Origin of the sequence: Cellulomonas chitinilytica (genome assembly GCF_016862675.1) — a bacterium.
Lineage (GTDB): Bacteria > Actinomycetota > Actinomycetes > Actinomycetales > Cellulomonadaceae > Cellulomonas > Cellulomonas chitinilytica.
In genome coordinates this window covers 17,959-30,372 of the sequence record NZ_BONK01000001.1, presented here as the reverse complement: position 1 = coordinate 30,372, position 12,414 = coordinate 17,959, and the positions used below count along the sequence as shown (strand labels likewise).

General features: G+C 72.1%; 11 protein-coding genes and 1 tRNA gene. 7 read left to right on the top strand and 5 right to left on the bottom strand.

Annotation, left to right across the window (positions count from 1 at the left end):
* Window positions 1-3 precede the first annotated feature (3 nt).
* The gene (locus Cch01nite_RS00145) at window positions 4-1,110 is read left to right on the top strand and encodes a YlbL family protein (RefSeq protein ID WP_239069680.1); all 1,107 of its coding nucleotides are present in this window, start codon (window positions 4-6) and stop codon (window positions 1,108-1,110) included.
* A 4-nt stretch (window positions 1,111-1,114) separates the two neighbouring features.
* Here the strand turns inward: Cch01nite_RS00145 and Cch01nite_RS00140 are convergent, their stop codons facing one another.
* Window positions 1,115-1,660 carry a PPA1309 family protein gene (locus Cch01nite_RS00140; protein WP_203747088.1) on the bottom strand — a complete coding sequence of 182 codons (546 nt, stop codon included), beginning with the start codon at window positions 1,658-1,660 and terminating at the stop codon, window positions 1,115-1,117.
* A 170-nt stretch (window positions 1,661-1,830) separates the two neighbouring features.
* Here Cch01nite_RS00140 and Cch01nite_RS00135 point away from each other — a divergent pair, with 170 nt between their 5' ends.
* The 5 genes from Cch01nite_RS00135 to Cch01nite_RS00115 all read left to right on the top strand — a co-directional run bounded on the left by Cch01nite_RS00135 (window position 1,831) and on the right by Cch01nite_RS00115 (window position 6,494).
* Entirely contained in the window at window positions 1,831-4,785 is a 2,955-nt protein-coding gene (locus Cch01nite_RS00135; RefSeq protein WP_203747085.1) for a UPF0182 family membrane protein, read from the top strand.
* A 67-nt stretch (window positions 4,786-4,852) separates the two neighbouring features.
* Window positions 4,853-4,926 (top strand) — tRNA-Met (locus tag Cch01nite_RS00130).
* A 298-nt stretch (window positions 4,927-5,224) separates the two neighbouring features.
* Window positions 5,225-5,536: a hypothetical protein gene (locus Cch01nite_RS00125; protein ID WP_203747082.1), complete on the top strand. Its 312-nt coding sequence runs from the start codon at window positions 5,225-5,227 to the stop codon at window positions 5,534-5,536.
* An 11-nt stretch (window positions 5,537-5,547) separates the two neighbouring features.
* Entirely contained in the window at window positions 5,548-5,904 is a 357-nt protein-coding gene (locus tag Cch01nite_RS00120) for a hypothetical protein (protein ID WP_203747079.1), read from the top strand.
* A gap of 17 nt (window positions 5,905-5,921) precedes the next feature.
* Window positions 5,922-6,494, top strand: a complete 573-nt coding sequence (locus tag Cch01nite_RS00115) for a MauE/DoxX family redox-associated membrane protein (RefSeq protein ID WP_203747076.1) — start codon at window positions 5,922-5,924, stop codon at window positions 6,492-6,494.
* Window positions 6,495-6,583: 89 nt separating this feature from the next.
* On the opposite strand, the gene Cch01nite_RS00110 is transcribed toward Cch01nite_RS00115, so the two are convergent.
* Together Cch01nite_RS00110 and Cch01nite_RS00105 are read right to left on the bottom strand one after the other, a co-directional pair.
* Complete coding sequence (locus tag Cch01nite_RS00110; RefSeq protein WP_203747074.1) at window positions 6,584-7,378, bottom strand: alpha/beta hydrolase; 795 nt, start codon at window positions 7,376-7,378, stop codon at window positions 6,584-6,586.
* A 47-nt stretch (window positions 7,379-7,425) separates the two neighbouring features.
* On the bottom strand, window positions 7,426-8,214 hold the full coding sequence (locus Cch01nite_RS00105; protein WP_203747072.1) for an SDR family NAD(P)-dependent oxidoreductase: 789 nt from the start codon (window positions 8,212-8,214) through the stop codon (window positions 7,426-7,428).
* A gap of 183 nt (window positions 8,215-8,397) precedes the next feature.
* Between Cch01nite_RS00105 and Cch01nite_RS00100 the strand changes: the two genes are divergently transcribed.
* The gene (locus Cch01nite_RS00100) at window positions 8,398-9,552 is read left to right on the top strand and encodes a LuxR C-terminal-related transcriptional regulator (protein WP_239069678.1); all 1,155 of its coding nucleotides are present in this window, start codon (window positions 8,398-8,400) and stop codon (window positions 9,550-9,552) included.
* Here the strand turns inward: Cch01nite_RS00100 and Cch01nite_RS00095 are convergent.
* Both Cch01nite_RS00095 and Cch01nite_RS00090 read right to left on the bottom strand, forming a co-directional pair.
* Entirely contained in the window at window positions 9,549-11,621 is a 2,073-nt protein-coding gene (locus Cch01nite_RS00095; protein ID WP_203747070.1) for an MMPL family transporter, read from the bottom strand. The genes Cch01nite_RS00100 and Cch01nite_RS00095 overlap by 4 nt on opposite strands.
* Entirely contained in the window at window positions 11,518-12,405 is an 888-nt protein-coding gene (locus tag Cch01nite_RS00090) for a PQ-loop repeat-containing protein (RefSeq protein ID WP_203747068.1), read from the bottom strand. Before Cch01nite_RS00090 ends, Cch01nite_RS00095 begins: the two co-directional genes overlap by 104 nt.
* Between the last annotated feature and the right edge of the window lie 9 nt (window positions 12,406-12,414).

The following is a 12,414-nucleotide window of genomic DNA, read 5'->3' as shown; positions in this document are numbered from 1 at the left end:
GGGGTGCTCGACGAATCCGACCCGTTCGACGTCCCGCCGTACGAGCCCGAGCGGGTCAGTCCGCGCTCGCTGATGCTGTCCGTGGGGATGCTCGGCACGGCGGTGCTCCTGGCGCTCCTCGTGGTCCTGCCGACGCCGTACGCGGTCAACAGCCCCGGCCCCACGCGCGACGTGCTCGGCGAGCACGACGGCACACCGCTCATCCAGATCTCGGGTGCCAAGACGTACGACTCGACGGGGGAGCTGCGCCTGACGACCGTCTCCGGCACGGGCGGACCCGGCTTCCCGTCGACGATCCTCGGCGCGCTGCAGGGGTGGCTGTCGCCGACGTCCGTCGTCCGGCCCGTCGAGGAGCTCTACCCGCCGGACGTCTCCCAGGAGCAGATCGACGAGTCGAACCAGGCCGAGATGGTGTCCTCGCAGGAGAACGCGAGCGTCGCCGCCCTCACCGAGCTGGGGTACGACGTGCCGGCCACCCTGGTCGTCGCGGGTGCCGTCGAGGGGACGGACGCGGCGGGCAAGGTCGAGGAGGGCGACGTCATCGTCGCGCTGAACGGCACGCCCGTGCCCGACTACCAGAGCCTCATCGACGACCTCGACGCCGTCACCGCGGGCGACACCATCACGCTCACCGTCACGCGGCACGGCCAGACCATCGACCTGCCGATCGTCACCGGGACGAAGGACGACGGCGGCGCGCAGATCGGCGTCTACATCGACCCGACGTTCGACATGCCGGTCGACGTGAAGATCAGCATCGACGACATCGGCGGGCCCAGCGCGGGCACGATGTTCGCGCTCGGGATCATCGACAAGATGACGCCCGAGGACGAGGCGGACGGCGTCGACATCGCCGGCACCGGGACCATGGACGTCACGGGCGACGTCGGCCCGATCGGCGGCATCCGGCAGAAGCTCGCGGGCGCACGACGCGACGGCGCGACGTGGTTCCTCGCGCCCGCGTCGAACTGCGACGAGGTCGTCGGGCACGTCCCGGACGGGCTGCACGTCGTGAAGATCTCGACGCTGCACGACGCACGTGAGGCGATGACCGCGATCGGCGCCGGGACAGCGGGGTCGCTGCCGACCTGCACGTCGTCCGCCGGCTGACGCCTCAGACGAACGTCGAGCGGACCGCCGCGACGAGCCCGGGCACCAGGTCGGGGCCCTGACCCACCTGGTCGTCCTCGTCGTGCGCGCGCGCCCGCACCGCGCACCACGACGGGCCGTCACGCAGGGCACCGACGGCGAGCCGGACGTCCTCGCGGTCCGGGTGCGCCAGCAGGAACGCGAGCGCCGCGTCGGGGTCGTCGGGCATGTCCGCCTCGGCGGCGGGCGGCAGCACGACCCGCTCGACGGTGACCGCCATGCCGTCGACGGAGTCGGGCCACGACAGCCCGGCGAGCAGCGACTCGAGGTCCGGCGCGGCGGGCAGCTCCTCCTGCTCCACGGACGTCAGGTGCCACGCGGATCCGGTCGCCGCCGCGAGGACCTCGGGCGTCAGCTGGGACGCCAGACCGGGCTCGGCCTGGAGCGCGTGCTGCGTGCGGACCAGCGCGAACACCCGGACGGGTCCGTCCCAGCCGGCGGCGGCCACGTGGTGCTCGATCTCCTTGACCGCGTCGGCGAGCGCGGTGCGTGCGGCTTCCTCGTCTGTCACGCGCTCATCGTCGCACCCGTGTGGGAACCTGGGTCGCGCCCGGCTCGTTCACGCTGCGTGCAGACCGATGCCCGCAGACCGCTGCGCGCCGGGCCGCTCGACGCGCCGGTCGTGCCGGTCGCGCCGCCATCTCCGTCTCCATCACCGTCGACGACGAGGACCGCAGCACCGTGACCTTCGCCAGCCCGCCCCGTCCCCGACCGACACGTCGGCGGCGCGGGGCGCTCGTGCCCACCCTCGTCGTCCTCGGCGTGCTCGTCGTGCTCGTGCTCGTGCTCGCGCAGGTCTGGACCGAGGTCCTCTGGTACGACCAGCTCGGCTTCCTGCAGGTGCTGCGCACCGAGTGGGGCACCCGCGCGATCCTGTTCGTGCTCGGCTTCCTGCTGATGGCCGGCGCCGTCGCCGCGAGCCTCAGCTGGGGGTACCGGTCGCGGCCTGTGTACGCGCCGTCCACGCAGGAGCAGCAGAATCTCGACCAGTACCGCGAGGCCATCGAGCCGCTGCGCCGGCTCGTGATGATCGTCGGGCCGGCCGTCCTCGGGCTCTTCGCCGGAGCGGCGGCGTCACAGCAGTGGCAGACGGTCCAGTTGTGGATGCACGGCGGGAAGGTCGGCAAGACCGACCCGCAGTACGGCATCGACCTCGGCTTCTACCTGTTCACGCTGCCCGGGCTGCGGTTCGTCGTGTCGTTCCTCATGGCCGTCACGGTCCTGGCCGGCATCGCGGGCCTCGCGACGCAGTACCTGTACGGCGGACTGCGGATCGGCGGTCAGCGGGGCAGCACCCCGCGCACGACCCGCGCCGCGCGCGTGCACCTCGCCGTCATCGGCGCCGTGCTCATGCTCCTCATCGCCGCGAACTACTGGCTCGACCGCTACTCGATCCTCACCAAGGCCGGTGCCAAGTTCGAGGGTGCGTCGTTCACCGACGTGCACGCCGTCATCCCGTCGAAGGCGATCCTCGCGGGCATCGCGATCTTCGTCGCGGTCACGTTCATCCTCACCGCGGTGCGCGGCAACTGGCGGCTCCCCGCGATCGGCGTCGGGCTCATGGTCGTCGCGGCGATCGCCGTCGGCGGGATCTACCCGGCCGTCGTCCAGCGGTTCCAGGTGCAGCCGAACCAGCAGGACCGCGAGGCCGAGTACATCAAGCGCAACATCGACGCGACGCTCTCCGCGTACGACCTCGAGAACGTCGAGACGAGCGAGTACAAGGCGAACGTCACCGCCGAGGCCGGTGCGCTGCGGCAGGACGCCGACACCACCGCGTCGATCCGGCTGCTCGACCCGCAGATCGTCAGCCCGTCGTTCAAGCAGCTCGAGCAGATCCGGGCGTTCTACCACTTCCCCGAGACGCTCTCCGTGGACCGGTACGAGGTGAACGGCGAGAGCCGCGACACCGTCATCGCGGTCCGCGAGCTGGACCTGTCCGGCCTGGACGCGCAGCAGCGGAACTGGACGAACGACAGCACCGTCTACACGCACGGCTTCGGCGTCGTCGCCGCGTTCGGCAACACCACCGCGGGGCGGGGTGCGCCGAACTTCTGGGAGGGCGGCATCCCGTCGACCGGCGAGATGGGCCAGTACGAGCCGCGGATCTACTTCAGCCCGCGCGCCCCGCAGTACTCGATCGTCGGCGCCCCCGAGGGGACGAAGGCCTGGGAGCTCGACTACCCGGACGACAAGTCCGGCGGCGCCGTGAACACCACGTTCCCGACCCAGACGGTCTCCGCGGGACCCAGCATCGGCAACCCGTGGAACCAGCTGCTGTACGCCCTGAAGTTCGGGTCCGAGCAGATCCTGTTCTCCAACCGCGTGACCGACGCGTCGCAGATCCTGTACGACCGTGACCCGCGCGAGCGCGTCCAGAAGGTCGCGCCGTACCTGACGCTCGACGGCCGCGTGTACCCGGCCGTCGTCGACGGCCGCGTGAAGTGGATCATCGACGGCTACACGACGAGCGACGAGTACCCGTACTCGGCGCTGCGCTCGCTCGAGGAGGCCACGACCGACTCGATCACGGAGACGTCGACCACGATCCAGGCGCTGCAGCCGAAGAACGTGAACTACATCCGCAACTCGGTGAAGGCCACGGTCGACGCGTACGACGGCTCCGTCGACCTGTACGCGTGGGACACCGACGACCCGGTGCTCACGGCCTGGTCGAAGGTGTTCCCGACGTCGCTGCAGCCGATGTCCGCGATCGACGGTGCTCTCATGAGCCACATCCGCTACCCCGAGGACCTGTTCAAGGTGCAGCGGAACCTGCTCAGCCAGTACCACGTGACCGACCCCGGCCAGTTCTTCTCGGGCAACGACTTCTGGGCCAACCCGGCCGACCCGACGAAGTCGAACGTCACCGTGCCGCAGCCGCCGTACTACCTGACCCTCAAGATGCCCGACCAGGACGCGGCGCGGTTCTCGCTGATGTCGTCGTTCATCCCGAACGGCTCCGGGGCGCGCAACGTGCTCACCGGCTACCTCGCGGTGGACGCCGAGGCAGGCAACGAGGCCGGCAAGCCGTCGGCCGACTACGGCAAGCTGCGGCTGCTCGAGCTGCCACGCGACTCGACCGTGCCCGGACCCGGCCAGGTGAACAACAACTTCACCTCCGACCCCGTCGTCTCCAACGAGCTCAACATCCTCGGGCGAGGCGACTCGAAGGTGGTGCGCGGCAACCTCCTGACGCTGCCCGTCGGCGGCGGGCTGCTGTACGTGCAGCCCGTGTACGTGCAGGCTGCGTCCGGCACGACGTTCCCGCTGCTGCAGCGGGTGCTCGTGGCGTTCGGCGACAACATCGGCTTCGCGGACACGCTCGACGGCGCCCTGGACCAGGTGTTCGGCGGCGACTCCGGGGCCGATGCGGGCGACGCAGGGACGGCGCCGGGAACCGACACCGGTGCGTCACCCTCACCGACGCCGTCGCCGGAGACCGGAGGCGGGACGGACGCCTCCGCGCGCGCCGACCTCGAGGCAGCCCTGCAGGCCGCCAACAAGGCCATCCAGGACGGCCAGGCAGCGCTCGCGACCGGCGACTTCACCGCGTACGGGCAGGCGCAGAAGAGCCTCGACGCCGCCATCGACGCGGCCATCGCGGCCGAGGCCCGGCTCAACCCCGAACCGTGACGTGACGGTCCTCACGGACCATCGGATTTGGGCCCCCCGGGTCGGTGAGGTAGGTTTATCTCACCGACGCGGGGTGGAGCAGCTCGGTAGCTCGCTGGGCTCATAACCCAGAGGTCGCAGGTTCAAATCCTGCCCCCGCTACACAGTGAACGAAGGCCCGGACCTGATGGTCCGGGCCTTCGTCTTGGGGGAGCGCGCAGGACGAACGACGAGGCCCCGCTCGCCCTGGCGATCGACGACGGGGACCAGCGGTTCCCACTCATGCCGCCCCCTGGGTCGACGAGCGCGAACGACCCGTCCTTCCGGGCACACAAGGTGCCCTTCGGGGACATCGCAGCGCCCCGGGACAACCGGACCTTCCTGGCCTCTTGACTCGAGAATGGCGTCGCGGTTTGCTCGGAAAACGCAGTTCACGCCGCGTGCGCGATCAGGGGGAACCGTGCAAATTTCGCAGCGAAACATGGGAATTGATGGCGAGGACGAGGCGGTCCCACCAGCTCGATTGAGTCGCCGCGGATTCATCGCCGGCGTCGGTGCCGGTCTCGGGGTGGGTGTTCTTGCGGTGACGACGATCGGCGCGACGCCTGCGGCGGCCGCGACGCACCGGCTCCACTGCAACAAGAACGTCATCTACGTCCGCATGACCGGATGCTGGTGCGTCACGCCGAACTACTATTGCAACTACGGCAAGTGGTGCAATATCTGCCTCGGCACCTGCGGTTCGTACACTGAAATCGAAGGTTGCTGCTAGGGGGAACCGGCATGGCCCATTTCGAGGTTGTCGTGGTCGAAGTACGTCCGACCGACGAGGAAATCCGAGACAATCCCGCGAAGGCGGGGATTCCACTGGCGACGCTCCTGGAGCGCACCTCGGGAGAGTATGTCTGGCACTACTCGCCAGAGGCTCCGGTGCGCGAGCACTGGCGCCGAACGGCGACGGCGATCGCCGACTCGAACCTCGCAGAGATCGCTCGGGCGACGACGATCCCGGTGTCGCTCGAGCATCTCCGGGGCAGGGACCCGGCCACCACGCGAGTGAAGGTCCGGTTCGAGATCTCGTACACGTCGGCGCGCGAGTCGCGTGACGCCGCGGTGCTCGACGGCCCGCACCTGCTGTGACGAGTCCTCTGATCGGCTTGGCATGGCTCGGCGTCGCCTACATCTCGTTCACGTTCGCCGCGACCGGATGGGCCAAGCTCCTCACCGTCCGAGGCACCGCTCGGAGCCTCCAGGTGACGTGGCAAACAGTCCCACGTCGAGCAGTGATGGCGGCGGTGGTCGTCGTCGGGACCGCTGAGGTCGGGCTCGCGACCGGCGCGGCTCTCTGGCCGGCGCAGCACCTGGTGGCGTTCGGGTGCGCCGGGTTGCTCCTGTCCTTCGCCGTCTACAACACCGCTGTCGCTCGGCGGGGAGCGGACGCACGCACGCCGTGCCTGTGCGCCGGTCCCACGGCGCAGGCACTGGAGTCGTCCGGGTTCGCGCGCGCCACCGCGAACGTCCTGGTGGCGCTGTCGGCGGTGCTGTGGGGCAGCGTCATCGATGCTCCGATTCCCTGGGCGCAAGCACTCCTGCTCGGTCTGGTGGTGCTGCCGGTCGTCGTCTGGGCGTGGCGCCGCGTCCGGACGACCGTTGCTGCCGTGACCGTTCCCACCGATGTGGACCGCGACGGAGCCGGTCTTCTCGCCGCGTATTCGAGCGACCTGGCGTAGCGGCGAGGCTGGTCGCCGGCGCAGCGACGTACGCGTCGCCGACGGCCACCGAGGTGTCGCCGGTACCGCTGGGACCCTTTCGGTGCGGGCTAGGAGAGATCCTTCTCCTTGAGCCAGCCCAGGACGGCCTCGGCGACGTCCCGCCACCCGCCGTCGATGGTGAGCGAGTGACCTCGGCCCTCGAACTGCTTCAGCTCGGTGACGGCCGTGGAGTCGCGGTACTGCTTCAGCGTCGACCGGGTGACCACGTCGGGCACCGTGTGGTCGGCGGTGCCGGAGACGAGGAGCAGCGGTCCTCGGGCGGTGTTCGCGGTGTCGACGGCGGCCTGCGAGTGCATCACGAAGTTCGCGGCGGCGGCCTGGAACAGGGGCCGGGCGGGGGAGGGGATCGACCATCGCTCGTGGAGGTCGTCGGACTCCTCCTCGGTGACGGCGTTCCCGAAGCCGAACCGGAACTCCTTCGTCGTCAGGCTCACGGACCGGTGGAGGTTGGCCGGGTTGCCCAGGGCGGGCAGCCCGGCGCGCAGCTGGGCCAGCGGCAGGGGGAGGACGCCCTTGATCTGGGCGGGGTCGATCGCGACGGCTCCGGCGCCGAGCCCCTGGCCGAGGAGCTTCTCGGCGAACAGGCCGCCGAACGAGTGGCCGATGATCACGGGCGGTTCGTCGAGGTCGGAGATCAGGGCGGCGTAGTGGTCGGTGACGTCGTCGATGCTGAGGTTCGCGACCTCGTCGGGGTGCTCGCGTGCCTCGGCGACCGTGGGGCGTTCGTGGGGCCATCCCGGTGCGCTGGCCTGGTAGCCGGAGGCGGCGAACAGCTCGATCCAGGGCTGCCAGCTCGTCGAGTGCAGCCACAGGCCGTGGATGAAGATCACCGGTCGGGTCATCGTCGTGCTCCTGTTCGCGTGGGCGGTCGGGGTGTCGGGGCGGTGGTTCAGAGGGTGGTGACGAGGCCGCCGTCGATGACGAAGTCGGCGCCGGTGACGTTCGACGTGCGGTCGCTGGCGAGCAGGAGGACGAGGTCGGCGACCTCCTCGGGGCGCGTGAACCGTCCCGTGACGCTCTGCGACGCCGCGCCGGCCTGGACGTCGTCGGCGCTGGTCCCCTGGCGCTGCGCGACGGTGGCGGCGACGCCGTCCGCGGCGAGCCACAGGTCGGTCTCGACGGGGCCGGGGCTGACCGTGTTGACGCGCACGCCCTGGGCGCCGAACTCCTTGGACAGCGACTTGCACACGCTGGACAGGGCGCTCTTGGCGGCGCTGTAGTCGACGACGAGGGGATCGGGCAGGAATGCGTTGACCGAGCTGACGGTCACGATGGACGACTTCTTGCGCGCCAGCAGGTGGGGCAGGGCGGCCCGCATGGTGCGGACGGCGGCGAACAGGTTGAGGGTGAACGTGCCGGCCCAGTCCGCGTCGGTGACCGAGAGGTAGCCGTCGGGCCGGGGCCGGACCGCGCCGACGTTGTTGACGACGACGTCCAGGTGCTCGTACCGGCTCACCGCCTCCGCGACGAGAGCCGCCGGGCCGGTGTCGGTGCTGAGGTCGACCAGCACCGGGTGCAGGGGCCAGCGCTGGGCCAGCAGGTCGAGCTCCGCGCTGCCGTGGGCCGACCCGGCCACGACCAGGGCTCCCTCTTCGACGAGCGCCCGCGTGATCGCCAGCCCGATGCCTCGGCTCGCGCCGGTCACGACCGCGACCTTGCCGGTCAGGTTGAGCTCCATCGCGTGGCCCCCGTCGCGCTCGGTCCTCGGATCGGCTCCACGGTAGGTCGGACGGCGGCTGTGCACCCCACGTGTTCGCGTGGTCCTGCGGTGGCCGCGACCGGTGCTTGCCCGCGGTCGGCCGGCACTGAGACGCTGCGGTCCTCCGGTGGGTCTCGGGGAGCTCTGTCGCCTGGAGGTGCCGTGGAGCAGCTCGACCAGCTCGACCAGCCTGGTGAGCTGGCGTTGCGTCACGTGCTGCGCCGTGTCCAGGACGGCCCGCACCGCGACGAGAGCGTCCCGGACGACGTGCAGGCGTCCTGGCGCCGCGCCGCGGCCCGCGGTCTGCAGCCGGACCGGATCCACCCGCCGTACGACGCCGACGTCGACGACGGCGGCAAGCTGCACTGGGCCGCGGCGCCGGCCATGACCGCGGTCAGCGCGGACCTGCCCGACCTGCGCAGCGCGCTGCTGCTCGTCGACCGTCGTGTCCACGTCGTCGAACGCTGGACCAGCACCCCGCGGACCGCCGTGCAGATGGACGCCGTCGGTGCGGCCCCCGGGTTCTTCTGCGACGAGGACGTCGTCGGCACCAACTCCATCGGGATGGCGGCCAGCGCACGCGGGTCCTCGCTCGTGCGCGGGTTCGAGCACTACGCGGACGTGTTCACCCACCTCACGTGCGCCTCCCGGGCCGTCCTGGACCCGTTCACCGGGCAGCTCCTCGGCGTCGTGAACCTGACGGTGGCCGACCAGGTCTCGTGGCAGCTCATGGCGGCGCTGGTGGGCCGGGTCGTGCACGAGACCCAGCAGCGGCTCCTCGACGAGGCCGGGGCGAGGTCGCGGGTCCTGTACGAGACGTTCCTGCAGGCCCGGCGCCGCGCCAAGGGTGCCGTCGCGGCCGTGGACGGCAGCTCGCTGTACGTCAACGCGGCGGGCAGCCGTCTCGTCGCGTCGACCGACCGGGAGACGCTGTGGGCCTGGGCGCAGCACCGGGGCGTCGGGGGCGCCGACGGCGCGGCGCGCCCGGCGGAGCCGGTGGAGCTGGCCGCCGGGCCGGTGGACGCCGAGTGCGAGCCCGTCGTCGACGGCGGCCGGCTCGTCGGTGCGCTCGTCCGGTTCTCGCCGAGCCCACCGACGTCCGCCGCCGACGGCCAGGACGGCTGGGGCCGGCTGACCGGCTCCGAGCGCGGTGTGGCGCAGCTGGTCGCCGCCGGGTACACGAACCGCGAGGCTGCCGCGAAGCTCCTGGTGTCCCCGCACACGGTCGACTACCACCTGCGCCACATCTTCCGGAAGCTGGACGTCGAGTCCCGCACCCAGCTCGCACGGATCGTCTGGGAGCACCAGCGGGACTAGGCGGCGACCGCCGCCGGGCGAGACGGCCACCACGCACGGTCGCCGAGCAGCGCCAGGGCAGCCGGCAGGAACAGCGCCCGCACGACGAGCACGTCCACCAGGACGGCGACGGCGAGGCCGACGCCGATCTCCTTCATCTCGACGAGGTGGAGGGCGGCGAAGATCGCGAACACGGACACCATGACGACCGCGGCGCTCGTGACGGTGCCGGCCGACCGCAGGATGCCGGTGCGCACGGCGTCGCGGGCCGGCTGCCCGGCGGCGACGGCCTCGCGGACCCTGCTGACGACGAACACGTGGTAGTCCATCGACAACCCGAACAGCACGGCGAACGTGAACAGCGGGATCCAGGGCACGATCGCCCCGGTCGACCGGAAGTCGAGCAGCCCCTCGGCCCACGAGTGCTGGAACACGAGCACGAGGACGCCGAACGCCGCGCCCGCGGAGAGCAGGTTCGCGACGGCCGTGACGACGGCGAGCCACACGGACCGGAACATCGCGAGCATGAGCAGCATCGTCGCCAGGACGACGAACGCGACGACCCAGGGCATGTGTGCCGAGAGGTGCCGGTCGGCGTCGAGGCTCTCGGCCGCGTCGCCGCCGACGGCCCACCGGGCGCCCGTGACGGTGCCGAGGGTCGCGGGCACCAGGTCGTCCCGCAGGGCCTCGACGCCGGCCTCGGCCTGCGCGGAGCCCTCGGCCACGGGTACGGCGACGGTCAGCACGTGCACCGTCCCGTCGTCCGACGCCCGGACGGTGGTCCCGGCGGAGACGAGCGACGGCTCGTCGGCGAGCCGCGTGCCGAGCTGGTCGAGCGAGCGCGTCACGGCGTCGGCGTCGGCGGCCGGTGCCTTGACGACGACGGTGTGCGTGGTCTGCTCGCCCGGGAACGCGGCGGCCAGCCGCTCGTAGGCGAGCACCTCCGGCACGGACCGCGGCAGCGCGGCGAGGGTCGACGAGCCGAGCTTCATGTCGAGCGCGGGCACCGCGAGCGCCACCAGCACGAGGGACGTCACGACGAGCGTGGCGCCGGGGCGCGAGAGCGCGGGACGCAGGACCCGCGCCCAGACGCGGGGCTCGCCGCCCGACCGGGCCGACAGCCGCCAGACGAGCGGCACCCGGGGCCGGTCGATCCGGGCGCCCAGCAGCACGAGCACGGCGGGCAGCACGGTCAGCGACCCGATCACGGCGACGGCGACGACGAGGACGGCGCCGGCCGCGAGGGAGGTGAAGACGGCGTCCTGCGCGACGAGCAGACCGAGCATGGAGACGATGACGGCGACGCCGGAGACGATCACGGAGTGCCCCGACGTCTCGGCGGCGATCTCGACGGCGTCGAGGTGCGAGCGGCCCGCGGCGCGCTCCTCACGGGCGCGCTTGACGTAGAACAGCGAGTAGTCGACCCCGACGGCCATGCCGATGAGCAGGATCATCGCCGACGTGCTGCCGGAGTCCGGGACGACGCGGGACGCGACGGCGGACAGCCCGGTCGCGGCGGCCACGGCCGACAGGGCGAGCAGCACGGGGACCCCGCCGGCGAGCAGCGCACCGAACGCCACCAGCAGGATCACGAGCGTCACCGGGAGGCTGAAGGCCGCCGCGGCGGAGAGGTCCTCGTCGACGAGGGCGTTCATCGCGACGTCGAGGGAGGTGCCGCCCACCTGCTCGACGCGCAGCCCGGGGTGCGCCGTCTGCGTCGCGGCGGTGGCGTCGAGCAGCGGCTGGAGGTCTTCGGCGGAGGCGGCGCGCTCCGTGAGGGTGGCTGCGACGATCATCGCGGTGCCGTCGGGCGACGACACCGGGTCCCCGACCGACCGGACCTGCGGGAGTCCCGTCAGGCGCCCGGCCGCGTCCGCCGCGGCGTCGGCGGCGTCGCTCGGGAGGGCGCCGCCCTCAGGTGCCGTGATGAGCACGTTCTCGACGGCGGGGTCGTCGAGGCCGGCCTCGTGCACCCACCGGGCGGCGTCACCGGACTGCCCGACGCCGGAGTCGACCTCCGACAACGTGCGCAGCCCGGCGAGCTGGCCGGCCGTGAGGCTGACGGCGACGAGCACGACCCACAGGCTCACCGCGCTCCACGGGTGCTCGGCGCTCCACCGCCCGATCCGGTGCGACAGCGACCGACGTCTGCGCCGTGGCGGTGCCGGCGCGGGCGTCGGAGGTCCGGGACGTGTCTCCAGGGCGGTCATGGTCGTCTCCTCGTGCGTCGCGGCTGGTGCACCGCCACACTTCCGGAGCCCTGACCTGGGCACACGTACGAAGGCCCCCGAACCTGAGGTAGGGAAGACCCCCGATCCGCAGGAGGACAGCACCCCCGCCGACGGTCGCGGCCGCGGCGAACACAAGGTTCGCGGGTACCGACGCCACGAGGCCGTACGCCCCGGTGACCAGGCCGTTCACGACCAGCAGCGCCCACGTCCCCCAGGCGACCCCGGACACGTCCGACGACCGCCAGGCGGTCACCGCCGCGGGCACCACGAGCCACAGCACGGAGCACCCCAGGACGACGGTGACGACCCCGGTCCCGTGCGCAGGGGCGGCCGCCGCCGCGGCGAGCAGGAGCGCGGCCCAGACGACGGGCAGGTGCAGGCCCCGACGCCCCGCACCGGGCCACGCCACGAGCACCGTCGCGACGCCCGGCACCAGGGCACCGACCGACTGCGCGACGACCCACGGGTCGCCCAGGTGCACGCCGTACACGCCCCACGCGACCGCCGACACCAGCGAGTTCAGGAGTGCGGCGACGCTCACGCCCGCGACGGCGCCGGTCGCGCGGAGGCGCACGAGCTGCGGCACCGTGCCGCACGCGGACAGCGCGACGCAGACGAGACCGAGGGCGGTCGCCGACGTCATGGCTGCCGC